A 19,527-nucleotide genomic window follows, 5' to 3' on the forward strand; every position below is an offset into this window, starting at 1 on the left:
TCGTATTCTTGATAGCATAGCTACCTCCCTTTAAGTATATAAAATTTACATCCAGTATCTTCTCAATAATAGTGCTATAGAATATCCATATATAAATATCTGAAATACACTAATGATTACAATCATACTACTTCTCTTTACCTGTTTCACCTGTGGAACTGGCAGGAACATCAATGGAATAAACGGAATAAAATACCTTCCCTGAAGTCCCCCTATATATGGTATCTGATACAAAGCTTCCCTGATATGATAAGTCTTGTTCAGATTCTCAGCGCCAAATAAGATTACCATAATCGTATGATTTACCATCGACAACATAACAAGCAGCGTCATAACCAAAAATGTTCCCCATACGATAACTGCTCCACCTATAGAAAAACTCTTTTTCTTCTCCTTATCCGAATTGATAAATGCAAACACAAGAAAAAGTATATACACCGCAATTACAACACTATAGCGCATCGGTGTATCCAGCCATCCAAAATTTCCAACTGTGGAAATTATAATATATTGATGCCACGTTGCAATAGTCTCCTTCAGCAGATACAGACCTCTTCTCGGTTCTGCTACCATACCGTATATAATCTGTATCCATACATTATGTCTGAACACATATACCCCTGCAACAAATACCACCATACCTGCCGGAATTATGATTTTTCTCCATTTTACAATAAATGCTTCATTAATCTCCAAACGGCCTATCTGTATCTTCATTTTTCCAAGTGGCAGTGTCAGACACATAATCGCCAGAAAGAAATATGGTACTTTCAAGTATGTGATAAATCCAAGTATTATAAGCAATGCTGCCATATTTTTCAGTTCTATCTTCTCACTGCTAAAATCCAGATACATCACATACGAAATGAACAGAAAACAAAGTGGAAGAAGTACTGCATCATATCCAAGGCTTCCAGCTTGCTGAATCGCCACCGGAGACATCATGATCAGAAACATCACTTCTTTTTTCACCGGAATATACCGCAATGCCCTGTAACATATATACAAATAAAACAATAACGCAAATACTTCTCCAAGCTGTAACACCCAGTATGACGGAAGTCCAATCATCAATCCAAGATAAATACCAACGGTTGCTGGCAAATGTTTCACAATACTTACCGATATCCCCTTTGGCATCATTTCCGTTCTTGTATATTTCGGACTTTTCGTCATTGCCTTTTTGAATTTCGATTTATTTACTTTTTCTCCAAACTTAACAAATTGTAGTTCTCCATCATTACTGCCAATCTCTTTTTCTATATTCTCAGACAACTTCTCGTTATGAACCGACTGTGCAATCATGAGAAGATGCGCCGGTTCATCCGGCGTCTGCCAGGTTGGAATCAGAAATGATATCAGAAGACCTATCACAATCATCACTGTACAGGCCATTTTATCTAGTTTTAATGACTTATCCATTTTATCTTCCTCTTTTTAGCTCTTTTTTCTATGTCTGATAAAGACCGGGATTAATTTATCCATAATTTTAAACCGTAAATATGGGAACGGCTTCATCATCAAATTAAACAGATTAAATGCTTTAAAATATCTTTCCCAGCCATATTCCAGTTCACTTTCTTTCCATGGCGTCTTATTCCAGTATTTCATATACTCTTTCGTATATGTATGCTTATTTCCAACTCTCCATGGTCTTTCCTCTCCCAGGAAGTGTATGATCATTGGATTCTTTTTCATAGCTTCATATTCCTGATGTGTACAGAATTTTGCAGGACTTGTCATCTTCACCAAAGTCTTATACGGATAGAATCTGTATGTATTGCAGAAATTATAACTTACCGGTATCTGCAAAATATAGTTCTTCAATGCCCCATTAATCGCACACTGATCATTTGCAAATAATTTTCCATTATGCATCTGGTAAAAATCCAGAACCATCTTACCTGCATTCATCTCTCTCCACTTTTTCATATTGATGAAAAGGACACCCGCATTGTAATACGGTTCATCCGAACGAAGACCAATCGCATGCTTTCTCTCTTCATTTGCAGTTGGTTCAATCGCTGCCCCCAATACATAATCACTGAGATCTGTCTGCCACAATTTATGAAGATTTCCTCTTACCATCGTATCTCCATCCAGATACAAAACCTTTTCTACCGTTTCTGGAAGGAGACGGTCAAAGACAAGCCTTGCCAGTACAATATCGTTCCAACTGCTTGTATCGAATTCAAACTCTATATAATTCTTTACATCACCAAGCTCTATAATGGAAATTTTTTGTCTATAACTCTCTACATAACTTTCAAGCCTTGCTTTATTTCCTTTACTGATTCCCTTTGAAACTACATAAAATATAATCTCTTCTTTTTTATTATTCTCACATACAGAACAGATACAGGTCACAAGCTGCGGCACAAACTTGTTATCCACCGTATATACAATATTCATATCCTATCTCCCTTAACATTTTCCAATCAAAAACAATACTCTAAGTGCAGCTTCCCCTCCCAGTGTCGGACGCAGCCGCTTTCTATAAAAAACCTTTTTCAGACGAATACCCATTGTCTTTTTATTATTTGCAAATATCTGTAACGTCTTCTTTTCCTGTTCTTTTACATTTTTATAATATTCCTTAATAAAACAGCACAGACTCCGCTTCCATTTTATCATTTCATCTCCAAGAATTTCTTTTTCAAGCCATCTTTTTACCGATGCCGCAACACTTGCATTTGCAGATGTCACCGCACTACTGTGCCGTCTGTATTTTGCAAGTATCTGCTTTTCTGGAATAATCATTCCCATAGATGTTGCAATCCACTGACACCAGATATCGTGTGCAAGCCCTTTTCCAAAGATATAGTCTATATCCAAAGTCTGAATGAGTGCTCTGTTTACAACCTGTGTAAATCCCGGTGCAAATGTATAATACATTCCTTTTTCAAAACTTAGCTGTCCGTCGTAGTTGTCCCCTTTTCTTATGAACTTCATATTCTGATCATAATAATCAAATGCACAATATGTCATTGCCGGTTTTCCTTCCGGAACTTTTTCCAGACTTTTTACCGCCAGCTCAATTTTTCTCGGATCCCACCAGTCATCCTGATCACCAAAAGAATAATAATCTGCATCATCTGCGCTCCTCACCAGTTCCCAAAAGCAATCCGGATATCCAAGATTCTTCCCATTGGAATCTACTTTTATAAAACGTATTCCTTCATATTCCTTCGCACAATATTCATCTATAATCTGTATTGTGTTATCTGTTGATTCATCATCTCTGATATAAATATCAATATTTTTATATGTCTGCGCCAGAATACTGTCAAGCTGACATCTTAAATATTTTTCTCCATTATATGTCGGCATCAGTATATTTACTTTTTTCATTCCAAGACTCTCCTTATATTTTCTAACAGCCTTTTGCCATCTTCCTATATTCGATTGCATAATATATCCAATACAACAGTCCATGAAGCATCATCGTAACCACGTATCCTGCCGTTGCCCCGTGAATTCCCCATACAGATATCAAAGCGTAACATACAATGACGCCTGCAACAGAATCTGCCAGATAAATTGCCAGCTGCATATTATTTTTTCTCATGGTGATGAGTGCCGTTGAATATACACCAGCAACTGCATATAAAATTGCCCCAAAAATAATACACAACAGATCAAGCTTATACGCCTTCAGATCAATTGCATATACCAGACTTAAAACCGGAATTCCAAGTAACGCAGCACCAATCTCTACAATCACACCTAGCGCCAGCAGGATCATAACAATTTTATTTATAATTTTTTTAAATTTTCCATAATTTTTCAAATTATAACATTCCACGATCTCCGTTAGCATCGGCGCAAGAATATACTGTCCACACAGACTCATAACCGTTCCCGGCATTACTATGATTCCAAAAATGGTCTGAAAGGAATCTGATAAGAGTACATCGATTACATATTTCGGTATATTTACAATGTACACTGCCAAAAACGAAAAAGCAAACACGGAAAAACCGGTTTTAAACAATCTCAATACTCTGTCCTTTTGTACCGTTCCATTCTGAATATATCCAAAAGCTTTCCTGATATCGTAAAAAATTACAAAAGCCAGGCTGTTCAGTGTCAGTATAACACATGCAATCACTATATTATGCGTCAGGTAATCACTGATTCCAAATAAAACGATACCTACAATTGATTTAAAGAATAATGATTTTCCCACAATATGTAACTCATTGTGTTTCTGAAGATATGCATAGAGTGTCTCATCAAACGCTTCCAGACATTTATACAGACATAAAATAATAATGATTAGGTTCTTTTCCATGGAATATCCACGTATAACCACAAAAAGAACACACAAAATCATCATCATTGCACATGTTATGCATTTGTGTGTCAGATATTCTTTGTCATTTAATTCTTCTTTTGTATCCGAAACCTGAAATGTTCTTCCTGAATAAATTCCTACTATAAACAACAAACACGCTACAGAAAACGCAAAACTAAATATTCCTGCAATATCTACCCCGTTGATCCGGTTAATAATGATCAGAAAGAATAGTGAGTTAAATGAATTAAATGTAATTCCTATCGTATTCCATATCGTATTTTTTCTTAAATTATTTTCCATTATCTATTTTTGTGTCGTTCTCCTTTTTCTTATTACTCCACAAAATAATACTACATCTTCCGTTCTTTTTCAATACCCGCATTTCCAATGCGCTTAATGCAGCAAAATATCCTTCCGCATCACACAAAAGACCGACAGCTTTTGCTGCCAGTCTTTTTGAATTTTCTGTCTTTATTAATGATATACTACAACTGTTGATCCAGATGGAATTGTATCATAAATCCATTTTGCATTCTGAATTTCCAGACGTACACATCCATGTGATAATGCCATTCCGACTCTTCCATCCATCAGTGTTCCATCTTTATGGTATAACACAGAGTGGAACAGATAATTTCCATAGAACTGTGTCCACCAGTAGCATCTGGCAGATCCAGAATCAAAATAATATCCTCTGCTCTGTACTTTAAATGTGCCCTCTACAGTCGGTGTAGAGGCCGCTCCGTCACCACAGTACCATTCCCTAATCTGTTTCCAGTTTCCTCTATAACCCTGGAAAATGTATACTTTGTGCCTGCTTCTGTTTACCATCAGAAGATATGGAGTAGAGCTCGAATACAGATTCGCTCTTAATTCCATCTCAGTAAATTTCTTTTCTCTGTAGTGATCATTTGTGTTTCCAGGCGCTGCAGTGTTCTTTGGCACTACTACTATCTGAATTGCTTCCATTCCATATGAGAAACCTGTTGTTCCAGCCATTTCGCCATTCTTAGCCCAGCCAAGCCAGCCGAAATTTGATACATGGGCTCGGTAATAAATATCACAGTATTTCTGCATTTCACCAGTAAGTCGTATTTGAAGAGCTTCCATTTTTTTGCCCTGACCTGTTGTTCCTGCAATTTCATTATTTCTTACCCAATTTTGCCAGCCAATATCACTCACATGGGCTCGGTATTCAATACCACCATCATAATAATTAATCCCCGATTCGCCAACTGCACTTGCATCCGGAAGCATCATCTGCAGCGCTTCCATATTTCTTCCCTGACCTGTTGTTCCTGCTACTTCTCCAGTCGAAACATAACTCTGCCATCCAATATTACTTACATGGGCAGAATAGCTAATTTTGTGAATCAAACTTTCTGAAAGATAAGATCTTCCGCTTGTATCCGGTTTATCCGTACTATCCTTTCTCACTAATTTAATCTGAATCGCTTCTATCGGAAGACCATACCCTACAGAGCCAGCTATTTTTCCATTACACGTCCATGCAAGCCAACCATAATCCGAGATATGCACTCTATAATATATATCATATACATCATCAATACGTATACCGTCTGGCGAATCTCCATTAAGGACCTTTATTCGTATTGCTTCCATCGCTTTGCCTTGTCCAGTCGTTCCTGCCATTGCTCCATCCATCACTTCATCCTGCCAGCCAATATTTGCCACATGCGCTTCATAAAGAACAGATGCATCTCTAGCTTCCCATTCATCAGATAATTTAATATTTAATGCCTCTACCGCCTTACTCTGTCCGGTCGTTCCTGCTTCCGCCCCATCTGCAACTTTCTTTTGCCAACCAATATCGCTCACATGTGTCTGATAGATTACCTCTCCCATATTGCCTTCTGTCAATGAAGCTTTTGCATCCTGCACCGGTTTATCTATAGCATCTTTTGCATAAATTCTTACCTGAATTGCTTTGACTCCGTAAGAAAATCCAACACTTCCTGCTAATTCACCATTCTTTGCCCAGCCAAACCAGCCTTTTTTCTCTGAGCAAACTCGATAGTACACATCATACTTTTCCTCAAACTGTCCTGTCAGTCTGATTTTCAGTGCTTCAATTGCTTTGCTCTGTCCGGTCGTTCCTGCCATCTGTCCATCAGTTACTTCATCCTGCCAGCCAATGTCGCTTACATGCGCCTGATAGATAATGGATCCATCTAATTTTGTTGTTTCTTCCTGCGGAACCTGAATACGGATTGCTTCCATATGATTCTTTCCTGCATCATCTCCTGCTGTTTCTCCATTTGTTCTAACGTCAATCCAGCCAAGATTCTGCATATGTACTTCATACTGAACATCCAGAACCTTTTCTTCTGCAGGCTCTTCCGTATTTGAATCATCGACATCCTGAGATTCATCGGTATCATCCTTCTTGCTTTCTTCCTGCGAAGAATCTTTGTCCGGATTTTCTACATTCACATCTTTGTCCTCTACATCCGTCTGTTCAGACTCCTCTTTCTTTCCAGAATTCTCTTCTGCCTTTGATGCATCCTTATCTTCCTCAATGTTCTCTATAGTACCATTGTTCTCAATCTCTATGTTATTTTCTGACTGATTGTCTTGTGTATGAACTGTTCCAACTGCCTCATCCGCATAGATCAGTGCAGGACTGGTGATTCCAACTGTTGCTGCCATAATAAGTGCTGCTATTTTCTTAACTATCTTCTTCATATTCATCCCTCACTATTTTACATAAAACGAGTTCTGCGTACTACCTGAAAATGTATCTCCCTTTTCTATCAGTTCAATCTGAATTGCTTCCATCTGTTTACCATATCCTTCACTTCCGGCATTCTCTCCGTTCTTTGCCCAGCCAAGCCAACCAAAATCTGCCACATGTACGCGATAGTAAATATCATACTTATTGGCCATTTCCCCCGTTAGTCTTACACTAATCGCTTCCATCTGTTTGCCTTTTCCCGTTGTTCCACCAATTGTATTTTCAGATACATACTTCTGCCAGCCGATATCCGCTACATGTACACGATATTCTACACTTCCAGTGCACTCTTTACTGTTCAGAGCAATCTTGATTGCTTCCATCTGTTTGCCAAGCCCCGTAGTTCCTGACACATTTCCCTCTGCAACATACTTTTGCCAGCCAATATCCGCTACATGTGCCTGATATGTAACACTTGTAATTTTCTTTTTAAAAGCATTTTCTGTCTCTCCCGGCGCTGTATTTCCTTTTTCAACCAATTGCACCTGGAATGCTTCTACCTGTTTATCATATCCTTCACTTCCGGCATTCTCTCCATTTTTCGCCCAGCCAAGCCAGCCAAAATCTGCCGCATGTACACGATAGTAAATATCGTATTTATCAGCCATTTCTCCAGTAAGTTTTACACTGATAGCTTCTATCTGCTTATTTTTTCCTATTGTTCCGGCAATTGCGCTTTCTGATACATAATCCTGCCAGCCGATATCCGCTACATGTGCACGATATTCAATACTTCCCGAGACATCCTGGTTCTGAAGATTTATCTTAAATGCTTCTATTCGTTTACTCTGACCTGTAGTTCCTGCGCTTGTACCATTTTCCACCTTATTCTGCCAACCGTTATCCTGAAGGTACGCCTGATATCCTACACCAAAATTCTCGCTTACATCTGATCCATGATCTGCCGGTGATCCGATCAGATAATTCATGTCCACATTCCCGGAGATTCCTGACACTGCACCATTTTCAGAATACTGCCACAAAGCAAAGTCTCCATTATAATTACACTTTGACGCTGACCATGAAGCAATCCAGCGATGCCAGTTTCCAAAGCATGTATCCGTCAGTTTTGTATTCCACCAGCTTAATGATGCATATACTCCAACTGGATATCCTGCATTCTGGATCTTGTTGCAGAATGTTTTTGCAATTGCCGTCAAATCACTGTTTTCTGTAGAAGTATCTTCCATATCAAAATAAACCGGATACGAAAGTTTATGCCCCTGTATCAGACGAAGCACATGATCTGCTTCACTGGACGCCTTTGTCGTATTGGTTGCATAGGAATAAATGTATACACCATACGGAATTCCCAGTCTTTCACACGCCTCTACATTGCGAAGCCACTTTTTATCATCCTGGCTTGTCTGATCCTGACCATATCCACAACGTAAGATTACAAAATCTATTCCTGCTGCCTTTACTTTATCCCAGTTAATATCTCCATTATGTTCTGACACATCGATTCCTTTTCTGGTGATATTTTCCTGTGTGATCGACGACTGTGTTGCTATACTCCTTTTACTTCTGACACTTCCAACTACTTCTCCATCCGAATATCTAAAACTGTTCGCATGATCACCTTCTTCTGGATTCTCTTCCTGTGCTGTTTCCTGCTGTGCTGTTTCCTGCTGTTCTGCAGATTCTTCTATCGCCTTCTGAGTATCAGTGCCGGAATTTTCTTCCGTCTCTGGCGAAGCTTCTTCTGCCTGCCCGTCAGCAGCATTTTCCTCTGTCGTGTCTTCTACACTTGTTTCTACTTGTTCTTCTGCAGTGACATTTACGTGATTCAATCCTACACTAGTCGTTACCATTGCTGCGATCAGAAACATTGTCACTAATTTTTTCAACAATTATCCCCTCCTTTTTCCATTCCTCTTCTCGTTTCATATACAAAGCCATCTCCTGTGTGAGATCATTGATCCTGTTCGACATCCTGGATACAGCGATTGTTAATCCAAATATAATCGCCAGCGAGAAACAAAATCCCAGGAAGAACAACATGTTAGACGGCAATGCTATCCCCATCAATTTTGACAGATGTGCCATTAACCCCGGGAAAAGATCCAGAATCAGCACAACCACTCCTACACCAAGCCATGTCAGTGCATAGCGAAGCTCCAGTGCCTTCCTTCGTATCATATTCACTATTACACATAAGGCCAGCACAATTACAATTGCTACAATTATCTGAATACGTGAGTTCATCTTTTCCACCTACTTTCTAATACGCTCAATCAGAATTGCCAGTGTTACTTTGATCATATAGTAGATGGATTTCTTAGGCGAAATAGACGATACTCCGCCCTCTCTTGCCTTCATTATAACAGGAATCTCTTCTACTTTTTTCTTTTTTCTTAAAATAGCCACAACACTTTCCGGTTCTGGATAATCTTTAGGATAATCGTAAGCAAATATCTTCATCACATCACGATTCGCCATACGAAGTCCGGATGTCGGGTCCGTAATCTTCTTTCCGGTCAGAATCTGGATCAGGATCGTAAAATACTTAATTCCGATTCTTCTGGTTCCCGAAGACTGGAATCCTTCTTTATTAATAAATCTTGATCCAATTACCATATCCAGGTTATGTTCTTCCAGATAGTCCGCCATCATTCCCAAAAATTTCGGATCATGCTGACCATCACCATCTACCTGAACAGCCAGATCATAGCCTTCTTCATAGCCATAACGGTATCCCGTCTGAACCGCCCCGCCAATTCCAAGGTTTATTGGAAGATTGATGACATTATAGTGGTTCTTTTCGCATATTTTTCTTGTATTGTCTGTTGAACAGTCATTAATGATAACATAATCAAAGTCCGGCGCTTCTTTTTCAATTGCTGTGACTGTTTTCTCGATATTCTCACTTTCATTATAAGCCGGTATAATAATTAGTTTCTTCATCTTGTCTCCTACTTTGTTTTATTCGAATCCTGACTCTTAGAATAGAATTTTACCATTAATTTTGCAATCCATTTCGGCCAGAATTTGCAGTACATCTCATAGTCTTCCTGACTTCTTGCATTATCACCTATTATAATAGAAGTTTCCGATTCTTCATGAATCCTGTGCCCCATCTGAATCGTTGCATCATAGGCAAATGTTCCTTTTAATTTCGACAGTCTTTCCCATGCTTCCCAGTCTTCATCCGAACGGAAATGTACCGTAAATACCGGATTCGGAAGATTTCCTGCTGCAAACGTTACGGCCGGACAGCAGATTCCATCTCCCAGCGCAAGACTTCGTCTGCGTACAAAACGGCTGTTCTGAAATGATTTGATCTTCAGAGGTGATAACAATAATCGTTTCATCTTCAGTAGCCGGTTCTCAACTACTTTTTCACCATTTCTGATTTCGCAATAATCCGAAAAATATATCAATGGTTTTTTCGCCCTTTCCAAAAACGCCACTGCTCTTCTTGCGTAGTCCTTGAAATATACATCGTCCTGATGTGCGATCGTTATATAAGGCGTTTTACACTGGTTGTAACCAAAGTTCCAGTCCTGTACAATTCCGCCTTCGCCTTCATTAACGATCAATGGTATATTGTGTTTCTCAGCCATTCCGGAAATGAACGCATTTGGAGTAGAGGTTACCATCAGTATATTTGATTTTACCGTCTGTTTTTCCAGGGAAACAATACATTCCTCCAGATAACTGCTTTCTTTATATGCACAGATTACAAATGTGTGTTTATCTCTTATATCTATCATATTCTTTTCTCCTAAAACATACTTGTCTATAGTATATCACCATTTACATTTAGCAGTCAAATCTATTAATATTTTCCATCAAAAAATTAATAAAGAAAACAGATAGAAAAATATAATTTTGACTTCCTATCTGTTTTCTTAAGTATTATATCATCTATAAAAATATTATCAAAACAACTTCATATATTATTTTATTTCCGCTGTTTGCTGCACTACATTATACTGATTTCCATTTCCATCTACAATATATACATGTATACTATATTCACCTTCTTCACGATCCCAAATATCCATATCAATATCAGCTGTACAGTTGCCGTTTTTATGAATTGCCAACGGTACCCACTGAAGATCACTTTGATCCTCATTTTTCCACACTGCTGCTGAAACTGACTGCACACCATTTTGAATATACTTTAATTTCTTTACTGTAATCGGAAGTATCCCATCTTTCTTTTTGTACTTACCAATTTCTATATCTGCTGTAGGAACCTTTCCTTCTCTATCCAAAAGTTCCTGTTTATTTTTATCAATATTTGCCATTTTCTTCAGTAATTTTGATTTTTTCTTTAATTCTCTGGCTTCTTTTTCCATTCCAAACTTTTCATTTAATGTCTTCTCCTGCGAAAACAAATTGGTTCCAAGACCAAGACGTTCTCCTTCAATCTCCGCACCCAATGCAGCAATTGTTGTTGGGAAATTATCAAATGTCGTATATTCCCTCTTCTTGTTCGTTTCTTTATTTGCTGCTGGATTAATATAAGTTGTATATACTTTTCGTACATAACCACTATCTACCCCCTCGCAAAAATCGCTGTCCATTGTTGGGTGGTCTCCTGAAATTACAATTGTTGTATCATCCGCAAAATCCTGTTCACTTACCCAATCTATAAATTCTTTCACCTGCTTGCTTGAACATGCCATTACATTTGCATACTGATTCTTTCCAAATGTATCCGGGCAAATATCACATACATAACCGTCTTCAAAATGTGTATCAACTGTCAGCATTGTTAAATTAAAGGGTGAATCCTGCTTCGATAGTTCCAGAAGACGATCTTTTGCAAAGTCAAACAACTTTTCGTCTTCATATCCCCACCATACTTTATAATCTTCAGGAATCCATCCATTTTCTATGGCATAATTGTAATCCAGAATATCATATTGTCCATGATCCGTAAAATACAATCGTCTTCCACCAAATGTTGCATCTGACCCTAGCAATAACGTCTGTGAATATCCTTCTTTTTGTAGAATATCTCCAATGGTTGTAATTCCCGGAAAGAATACATCCTGTGTATCCATTCCATTTCCATCAATTGAAATATTCAAAGGCAATCCCGATGTCTGTCCAAACATCGCCCCCATCGTCCAGGTTGTTCCCGGCATAGAGTATCCTCCGTTTAACTTTGTATCTTTTCCTGAAAAATCCTCGTTCTCCTGCGCTAGTTTTGTCAATTCCGGTATTACATTTTTCTTAAATGCGCCCCCGTCTTCCTGATCAGAATATGTCATTTCCATCGATTCCAGGAATATGTATATCAAATTACGCTTTTCTTCTGGAAATGTAATGTTTACCGATGACGGATCAACATAATTCGTATCTATAAATGTAGAATATGTATTCTGACCTTTTAAATAAGATCCAATATCCAAAATATTCCATGTTATACTTACTGTAACAGCTGTAATTCCAATTGCCAGCACACTTAAAAGGCCGATAATTTTCCGAAACATTTTTTCCTTATTACGATTAGCCAATACCAGCATCAGAGCCAATGCAAACACAAGTATTGTCGGAACTGCACATTGATTACAATATGCCTTAATCATATCTGTATTCGTTCCTTCTAATGGTGTTGTCAGATGATACACCAATTCATCCATAGTAAGACTTGTCCAAGTTTTGAACATCCATTTTGCACTAAATGCAAGTAATGTTGCTATTGTAATAAATAAAACAACTAAAAATGTTCCTACCCCTTTAAAAAATACGACAATTTTATTTCTTTTGTTCTTTTTCATTTCTATTCTTCCCATTCTATTGTATAAGATAACCAAATAGCATTATACCCTAGTCACTTTTTCGTTTCAATATACAATCCTACAATTTCTATTTATTTTACTATAAATGAGCAAGTTCGTGATTTTGCATAAAAGAAAGACACCTCGATTCTGGGAAATGGGATGATTCATTACTTTCAGATACATTAAAGCGTTTTGTCATTGAGATTATTTATTCAGAAGCAGCACGCACCGGAAAGCCTGTTTTCTGTATTGTAGACGATACGATAGCTTCAAAGACAAAGCCTTCGTCACGGGCTCTGCATCCGATTGAAGATGCGTATTTTCACCAGTCTCATTTAAAGGGAAAACAGGATTACGGGCATCAGGCAGTTGCAGTTATGCTTTCCTGCAACGGCATTGTCCTGAATTATGCTTTTGTAATGTACAACAAATCAATTTCCAAGATTGACATTGTACAAAACATTGCAAAGGAACTGCCCATTCCACCGGTAATGTCCTATTTTCTTTGTGACTGCTGGTATGTTTCTGAAAAAATAATCAATACCTTTGCAACAAAGGGCTTTCATACAATCGGTGCCTTAAAAACGAACCGGATGCTGTATCCCTTTGGGATCAAGCAGAAACTCAATGGAATTGAAAACGCCGTGGTTCTTTTAAGCTATCCCCAAAAAGCATTTGGAAAGCCCAAAGCATTAAGAACTTTTCTCAGTACGGATGTATCCTTATCAACGGATGAAATCCTGTCTTATTACGTGTGCTTGTGGCCAATAGAAGTATTTTTCCGCCAGTGTAAGGATAAACTGGCATTGGACCACTACCAGATCCGTTCCGCACAGGGAATCCGAAGGTACTGGCTGATATTCTTTTTTTATTTTTACCTTGATTATATATAAAACTTTATATTATACACAAAATTTATCACAAAAAACTTTTCTTATATACTTTTCCATAAAAAAAGACAGATTCTTTATCTGCCTTTTTTCATATTCTAACTTTTTATTTAACAATACTTGAGCGATCTGTAGATCCCGGTGCTCCTGCTCCTTTTCCTACAAGTATAATTTGAATAGCTTCTACCTGTTTTGAGCATCCACTTGTTCCTGCCATTTCACCATTCTTTGCCCAATCAAGCCAGCCATAATCTGCTACATGCGTACGATAATAAACATCATATTTTTGAGCCAGCACACCTGTCAGCTCAATTTTTATTGCCTCCAACCGTTTTCCTTTTCCGGTTGTTCCACCTGGTTTATCTTCTGATGCCCAATCAAGCCAGCCGTAATCCTGCACATGCGTCTGGTAATTAATACTACCTTTATACATTTTATTAATCAACTTAATCCGGATTGCCTCCATCTGCTTAGCACGTCCGGTTGTCCCAGCTATTCCACCGCCATATACATTACTTTGCCATCCAATGTCTGCTACGTGTGCCTTATATTGTAAAAGTGGCTGAATATACGCCTGCGTGGTTGAACCTGGCGCTTTTCCATTTTTAGTCACAAGCTTAATCTCGATTGCTTCCATGCGCTTAGATGCATCCGTCGTTCCTGCAACACCGCCGTTCTCTGCCCAGTCAAGCCAGCCATAATCCTGTACATGCACCCGGTAATAAACATCATAATGACTTGCCACATCGCCTGTCAGACGAATCTTTATCGCTTCCATCTGTTTTGCTTTTCCGGTTGTTCCGGCTATATTGCCATCAGCCACCCAGTCCTGCCAGCCGATATCAGATACATGTGCGCTGTATTCAACAGAACCACTATATCCAACATCCTTTAACTGGATCTTCATTGCTTCGACCTGTTTATTCTGCCCGGTCGTTCCGGCTGTATCTCCATTCGCTCTATCTGACTGCCAGCCGATATCCGCTACGTGTGCACTGTAGACAATTCCTGTCAATTTTTCTTCTGTTCCACTATTGACTTTGGATACATATTTTTTACTTGTATAAGCATACATCGCAGATGGACTGTAAACGCCTGTCGACGTATCAATCTGTGTTCTTCCTGAATTCAATACCGGATCACTCTGAATCTTGTAAAAGTCCCCGGATTCACCAAGAATTAAAAATGCATAATTGGATAACTCTCCATTGTTATACAACTGTGTCGATGATGTTGTTGCCTCTTTACGGATTGCAAGTGAGGTTGCATTCGTAATTCCGATGCTGTACTTGTTCTGGTCTTTTTTACCACCGTCACTATCCATTGACCAGGCAAGTGCAGCAATCTTCTCTCCCCAGTATGGGTCAGATGCATAGCTTACATTTATACCACTGTCTTTGTTTCCCAGAAACCCTCCGTGATAATATGTATACCCTGATCTTAAATAGCGTTTTGACATATATGTCTCAGCAAATGTCTTAATGCATTCATTCACACTGGAATATGTGTCTGCACTGGTTCCCGGTGAAGAATCGACAGCATTAAGTCCAAATAAATTGTTCTTATTTTTTGCAATGCTGCTGGATCCCCATGCACTTTCCAGTCCTCCAACACACGCCATCAACATAGCGTTTACACCATATGTGCTCTGGTTGCTTACAAAATTACTTCCCGTATTATACATTTTGTAACTATCATCTTTTGCCCTGTTATTGACCAGTGTATTGAGCTCGCTTGCCGAGTATCCTGACTGGCCCCGCAGAGGCAGATACTGATAATAGTTGTAATACGGCTGATTCGGATTAATGGAATTGGCACGTGTATTTCCACGGTAATCAGAAATCATAGTATCGTAATCGGTATAAAAATAATGTCCGTCATAACTATAGTACGTAGCACCTGTTGTCATATAAGACTGCTGCGGTCCTACTGTAATAGATCCACCATATCCTTCTGTTGTCATATCCATACAGATTCTGTGAATGATAGAAGTTCCGTTCGCATAATAATTGCTGTAACTTTTCACATTTTCAAGCGTTACGATCTGTACTTTCGATGAATCCACAAGACCAATGACTCCACTTTGCATGAATTTTACTTTACCGTTTTCCGTTCCCAGATATGCCGCATCTGCACCGGCTTTACCATATGTATATCCCGACATCCCGGTTCCGTACTCTTCATATGTTGTAACATCTGTAACTGTTGTTCCGGATGCATCTGCACGGAAATTGACCACCTGGGTTCCCGCTGCACGACTTTGCATCTCTGGCGAATCTACTACACCATCACTCGTTTCTTCCACCTGAAATACATTACCGTTTTCATCCACACTCATGACTTCTTTTACTCCGGTTGCATTCTCCGGATTATCCATGTCAATTCCAGCTCCCGGATCTTCCGCCGCTTCTTTTGCCGACTCCGCCGTTCCATCTGACTTATCATCTGTCTGATTCTCTTCTGGATTTTCTTCCTGGACATCATCTGCAGTTACATCCCCTGTCGCATCCGGTTCTTCATTATCTAATGTAACAGATTGACCTGTATCCTGGCTTTCTCCTGATGTTTCTGTCCCGGTATTATCCGGCGCTGCTGAAACGCTTACTCCTGACAACACCATGCTAAATGCACAAAGTCCTGCCAGAAATGCCTTCATCTTTTTCTTTTTCAAGCCATAACCCTCCTTTTCTTAATTCTATTTCTTATCTTAACACATTTACTCTCATTAAAGTAAATTTTCTTTTATCTTTTTTACTTTTATTTTTTACGGAAAACTACCAGTCTCTGCCCGATATAGTTAAATACAACAAATGCTCCCATACCCACCAGCATTGACAGATTATCTTTGATACTCTGGCTCTGGTTTTGAAGCAGCCATGTAACAACTGGTTTTGCAAGTCCATATGCAAGTCCGTAACAGACGGTAATATTTATAACGAATATAGCAATCTGCTTTCCTGACTTCTGTCTGTCCTGAAATGTAAAATATTTATTCAGAAAATAGCTCACAATACTTCCCACTACATAATTGGATGCCGATGATATCCAATAACTTAAGTGAAATACATTGTATGCAGTGAACATCACTGTCGTTCCAACCAGTGTATTTACAATCCCTACTAATATAAATTTCCAGAATGTAATATCCAGAACTTTTAATATCTTTTCTTTCATTTCTTCATACCCCTTTTATCGTTACTAATATAATTCGCAAAAACGGCCCATGTTCTAACAACACGGGCCGTCTCTTTTCATCTTATTCTCCCAAACCGCTTTCAACAGCTTCCACCATCGCTGCCATCGCTTCTTCTTCCCCTTCTCCATCACAGATAAGTTCAATCTCATCTCCGGCTTTTACACATGCACCCAGTACGCTTAATACGCTTTTAGCATTTGCCGAAATATTGTCATCATATACAAACTCAACTTTGCATTTATATCTGCTGGCTACATTACAGAAGATTCCTGCCGGTCTCAAATGAAGTCCTGTTGGATTTGTAATTGTAACTTTATGTCTAATCATCGTATCTCCCCTTTATTCTCCTTGTTTCTTATCCGTTGCAGCATCGGATGTATTCTGATCAGAATCATTGGTCTGATTCTGATCGCTTGACTGTTTCTGACTATTATCGTAAACATCATCCTGCGTCTTGCTGCTTTGTTTTCGTTTTTCCAGTACAATCTCTACGCTCACATCATTTACCAACGAACAGCCATCCGGTAATTCTACTGATACCGGAACAATATATGTACCCGGTTCCGTATACTCTTTCAAATCAATGCTTACCTTTTTTGCTGGCGAAAATACATTCAACACATCGCTTGGCCCTTTGATCTGAATTTCCAGATCTACTGTCGAATCATAACTTATATCCAGATTCGATGACAGATTGTTTACAACAATAGAACTCGTAGACACCTCAAATGTCTTTGCTCCAGGCTGTTGTACCGGAATTGATATAACTACCTTATTCGCATTTTCCTCTGCCAGAGAAACATCATTCGGAAGATATGAAGAAATATCTACCGTTGTCTCTGTACGCTGTGTCAGATTTTCCATCTGCAATGCACTTGCCGGAATACTAATTTCTGACACATTACTTAACACTGATTTTTCTCCAGTAACACTGACCTCCTGCGGTTCTACCGTAATTGTACCGAGTTTATATCCTTCTGCTGCAGATATTTCAGCGGTATCAATTTTCACCGGTACCCTTTTCACCTGTAATAAATTAACCTCTACGCTCACGCCTTCTTTTCCAAGATTATTCGCAAGCAATGTCTGGTCTATCACATTATTATTGGAATCATATAACACCAGTTTTGCTTCCAGTGTTTCATCTTCCGACAGGCCTGACACATCCGCTTCGGCTGTTACTTTGGATATACTGTTAATAATACGCTTTGGTCCGCGAAGAGTGACCTTCTCAGGTAAGGCTTTTAATTCTCCAACTACATATCCTTCACGCACAGTACCTGTTGTCGTTGGCGTGATTGGGAAATTATTCTTTGCCTCTTCATCAATCTGAATCTGAAGATTCCGAGGATTCGCATTCGCTTTTTCATATTTTCCGGTATAACCTTTGATCGTCACCTCGATTGGTACTTGTGTACGCATTGTCAGTTCTTTCATATCCGCAGTCGCCTGAATATCTTCTGCTTTAATCTTATCCAGAACCGACCGTTGTGCAGTCACCGTCACGTTGACTTCCTGGGTATTATCCACAATCTGATAAGTATTATTATTATCTGTAATTACTTCTTCATGCACTACCTGAACCGGAATATTGGAAAATGTCTTATCTCCTATCGGATCATCGATATTCACAACTATCAGCCATAGAAACGCCGCAATCAGAAAGGCCAGTATTTTCAGTGCAAGATTATTAGCTATTCTTTTTCGCATGATCATGCCATCCTTTCCATATTGCCCTTATTCTGTTTGTTTCACTATTTCTATGCTGGATTTCTTCCAGCTTGATCCTAAGTTCTGCTTCATTGACATTTCGGAACAACTGACCTCCCTGAGCCACCGAAACAGCCCCCGTCTCTTCCGACACAACAATGATCAAAGCATCACTCACTTCACTCATACCAACTGCCGCACGATGTCTAGTTCCCAGATCTTTACTGATTCCCATATTATCCGAAAGAGGCAGATAACAGGTTGCAGAGACAATTCTGTCCCCCCTGATAATAATCGCTCCATCATGAAGCGGTGTATTATGCTCAAAAATATTGATAAGCACCTGGCTGGATACCAGACAGTCCATCTGAATACCAGTACTTTCATACTCTGTCAGTTTGATTGCCTGTTCTACTACAATCAATGCACCTGTCTTCACCTTTCCCATTGCATAGCAGGCCCGTATCAGGCTTTCTCTGGTATCTTCGCTAAATCTGATTTCCCGGTTCTGCTCGAACGGAACCACCGATGTCAGAAATTGTTTTTCACCAAGTTTTTCCAACGCTCTTCGAAGCTCCGGCTGGAATACTACAATTGCTGCCGTTGCCATGACCGTCAGTGAATTTCTTGCAATAAAAAGAATGGTGTGCATCTTGAATATAGCCGCAAGAAGAATAAAACCAGCCAGCACAATAATCCCCCGGAGTAACATCCATGCTTTTGTGTTTTTGATCCATGCCATAATCTGATAAATCAGAAATGTAAGGATCAGCACTTCTATTACATCCGTAATATGCACCTTTGGAATATATAATCCAATTCCATATTTATCTATAAAATTTGATATCATCTGTTCCATTCTTCTCACCTCCCTTTGCCACTATTCACATTACAAAAAATTTTACTCTTTTCTTCTATTTTTTAATAGAAAT

Annotated in this window: 16 protein-coding genes; 1 reads left to right on the top strand and 15 read right to left on the bottom strand. The window is 38.9% G+C overall.

Features of this window, described 5'->3' with window-relative positions:
* Window positions 1-45 precede the first annotated feature (45 nt).
* From ACWJAF_RS06495 to ACWJAF_RS06540, 10 genes are all read right to left on the bottom strand, one after another.
* Window positions 46-1,422: a DUF2142 domain-containing protein gene (locus ACWJAF_RS06495; protein WP_448862945.1), complete on the bottom strand. Its 1,377-nt coding sequence runs from the start codon at window positions 1,420-1,422 to the stop codon at window positions 46-48.
* A 15-nt stretch (window positions 1,423-1,437) separates the two neighbouring features.
* Window positions 1,438-2,412, bottom strand: a complete 975-nt coding sequence (locus ACWJAF_RS06500) for a glycosyltransferase family 8 protein (protein ID WP_448862946.1) — start codon at window positions 2,410-2,412, stop codon at window positions 1,438-1,440.
* 12 nt (window positions 2,413-2,424) lie between these two features.
* Window positions 2,425-3,351 carry a glycosyltransferase gene (locus tag ACWJAF_RS06505; protein WP_448862947.1) on the bottom strand — a complete coding sequence of 309 codons (927 nt, stop codon included), beginning with the start codon at window positions 3,349-3,351 and terminating at the stop codon, window positions 2,425-2,427.
* Between the two features lie 22 nt (window positions 3,352-3,373).
* Complete coding sequence (locus ACWJAF_RS06510; RefSeq protein ID WP_448862948.1) at window positions 3,374-4,600, bottom strand: lipopolysaccharide biosynthesis protein; 1,227 nt, start codon at window positions 4,598-4,600, stop codon at window positions 3,374-3,376.
* Window positions 4,601-4,774: 174 nt separating this feature from the next.
* The gene (locus tag ACWJAF_RS06515; RefSeq protein WP_448862949.1) at window positions 4,775-7,006 is read right to left on the bottom strand and encodes a L,D-transpeptidase family protein; all 2,232 of its coding nucleotides are present in this window, start codon (window positions 7,004-7,006) and stop codon (window positions 4,775-4,777) included.
* Window positions 7,007-7,018: 12 nt separating this feature from the next.
* Window positions 7,019-8,905, bottom strand: a complete 1,887-nt coding sequence (locus tag ACWJAF_RS06520) for a GH25 family lysozyme (protein ID WP_448862950.1) — start codon at window positions 8,903-8,905, stop codon at window positions 7,019-7,021.
* Complete coding sequence (locus ACWJAF_RS06525; protein ID WP_448862951.1) at window positions 8,856-9,263, bottom strand: DUF2304 domain-containing protein; 408 nt, start codon at window positions 9,261-9,263, stop codon at window positions 8,856-8,858. The genes ACWJAF_RS06520 and ACWJAF_RS06525 overlap by 50 nt, the downstream gene beginning before the upstream one ends.
* Window positions 9,264-9,272: 9 nt before the next feature.
* Complete coding sequence (locus tag ACWJAF_RS06530; protein ID WP_448862952.1) at window positions 9,273-9,962, bottom strand: glycosyltransferase family 2 protein; 690 nt, start codon at window positions 9,960-9,962, stop codon at window positions 9,273-9,275.
* An 8-nt stretch (window positions 9,963-9,970) separates the two neighbouring features.
* Window positions 9,971-10,771, bottom strand: coding sequence for a glycosyltransferase family 2 protein (locus ACWJAF_RS06535; RefSeq protein ID WP_448862953.1), 801 nt, complete (start codon window positions 10,769-10,771; stop codon window positions 9,971-9,973).
* A gap of 186 nt (window positions 10,772-10,957) precedes the next feature.
* Entirely contained in the window at window positions 10,958-12,796 is a 1,839-nt protein-coding gene (locus tag ACWJAF_RS06540) for a sulfatase-like hydrolase/transferase (protein ID WP_448862954.1), read from the bottom strand.
* Between the two features lie 209 nt (window positions 12,797-13,005).
* On the opposite strand from ACWJAF_RS06540, the gene ACWJAF_RS06545 reads away from it, so the two are divergent.
* Window positions 13,006-13,692 carry a transposase gene (locus tag ACWJAF_RS06545; protein WP_448862964.1) on the top strand — a complete coding sequence of 229 codons (687 nt, stop codon included), beginning with the start codon at window positions 13,006-13,008 and terminating at the stop codon, window positions 13,690-13,692.
* Between the two features lie 103 nt (window positions 13,693-13,795).
* On the opposite strand, the gene ACWJAF_RS06550 is transcribed toward ACWJAF_RS06545, so the two are convergent.
* The 5 genes from ACWJAF_RS06550 to cdaA form a co-directional block, all read right to left on the bottom strand.
* A complete protein-coding gene (locus tag ACWJAF_RS06550) occupies window positions 13,796-16,360 on the bottom strand; it encodes a glucosaminidase domain-containing protein (protein ID WP_448862955.1) in 2,565 nt (854 codons plus the stop codon).
* Between the two features lie 86 nt (window positions 16,361-16,446).
* Entirely contained in the window at window positions 16,447-16,863 is a 417-nt protein-coding gene (locus ACWJAF_RS06555; protein WP_296030672.1) for a GtrA family protein, read from the bottom strand.
* An 82-nt stretch (window positions 16,864-16,945) separates the two neighbouring features.
* Window positions 16,946-17,212: an HPr family phosphocarrier protein gene (locus ACWJAF_RS06560; RefSeq protein WP_296030675.1), complete on the bottom strand. Its 267-nt coding sequence runs from the start codon at window positions 17,210-17,212 to the stop codon at window positions 16,946-16,948.
* A gap of 12 nt (window positions 17,213-17,224) precedes the next feature.
* Window positions 17,225-18,595, bottom strand: coding sequence for a CdaR family protein (locus ACWJAF_RS06565; protein WP_448862956.1), 1,371 nt, complete (start codon window positions 18,593-18,595; stop codon window positions 17,225-17,227).
* On the bottom strand, window positions 18,576-19,454 hold the full coding sequence (gene cdaA, locus ACWJAF_RS06570; protein WP_448862957.1) for a diadenylate cyclase CdaA: 879 nt from the start codon (window positions 19,452-19,454) through the stop codon (window positions 18,576-18,578). Before cdaA ends, ACWJAF_RS06565 begins: the two co-directional genes overlap by 20 nt.
* Window positions 19,455-19,527 lie beyond the last annotated feature (73 nt).

It is taken from the genome of Dorea sp., assembly GCF_977044405.1.

Coding starts and splice junctions, on each gene's coding strand:
- cdaA (WP_448862957.1), bottom strand. CDS start 19,454: ATGGAACAGATGATATCAAATTTTATAGATAAATATGGAATTGGATTA.
- ACWJAF_RS06555 (WP_296030672.1), bottom strand. CDS start 16,863: ATGAAAGAAAAGATATTAAAAGTTCTGGATATTACATTCTGGAAATTT.
- ACWJAF_RS06515 (WP_448862949.1), bottom strand. CDS start 7,006: ATGAAGAAGATAGTTAAGAAAATAGCAGCACTTATTATGGCAGCAACA.
- ACWJAF_RS06560 (WP_296030675.1), bottom strand. CDS start 17,212: ATGATTAGACATAAAGTTACAATTACAAATCCAACAGGACTTCATTTG.
- ACWJAF_RS06535 (WP_448862953.1), bottom strand. CDS start 10,771: ATGATAGATATAAGAGATAAACACACATTTGTAATCTGTGCATATAAA.
- ACWJAF_RS06510 (WP_448862948.1), bottom strand. CDS start 4,600: ATGGAAAATAATTTAAGAAAAAATACGATATGGAATACGATAGGAATT.
- ACWJAF_RS06495 (WP_448862945.1), bottom strand. CDS start 1,422: ATGGATAAGTCATTAAAACTAGATAAAATGGCCTGTACAGTGATGATT.
- ACWJAF_RS06530 (WP_448862952.1), bottom strand. CDS start 9,962: ATGAAGAAACTAATTATTATACCGGCTTATAATGAAAGTGAGAATATC.
- ACWJAF_RS06500 (WP_448862946.1), bottom strand. CDS start 2,412: ATGAATATTGTATATACGGTGGATAACAAGTTTGTGCCGCAGCTTGTG.
- ACWJAF_RS06525 (WP_448862951.1), bottom strand. CDS start 9,263: ATGAACTCACGTATTCAGATAATTGTAGCAATTGTAATTGTGCTGGCC.
- ACWJAF_RS06505 (WP_448862947.1), bottom strand. CDS start 3,351: ATGAAAAAAGTAAATATACTGATGCCGACATATAATGGAGAAAAATAT.
- ACWJAF_RS06565 (WP_448862956.1), bottom strand. CDS start 18,595: ATGCGAAAAAGAATAGCTAATAATCTTGCACTGAAAATACTGGCCTTT.
- ACWJAF_RS06540 (WP_448862954.1), bottom strand. CDS start 12,796: ATGAAAAAGAACAAAAGAAATAAAATTGTCGTATTTTTTAAAGGGGTA.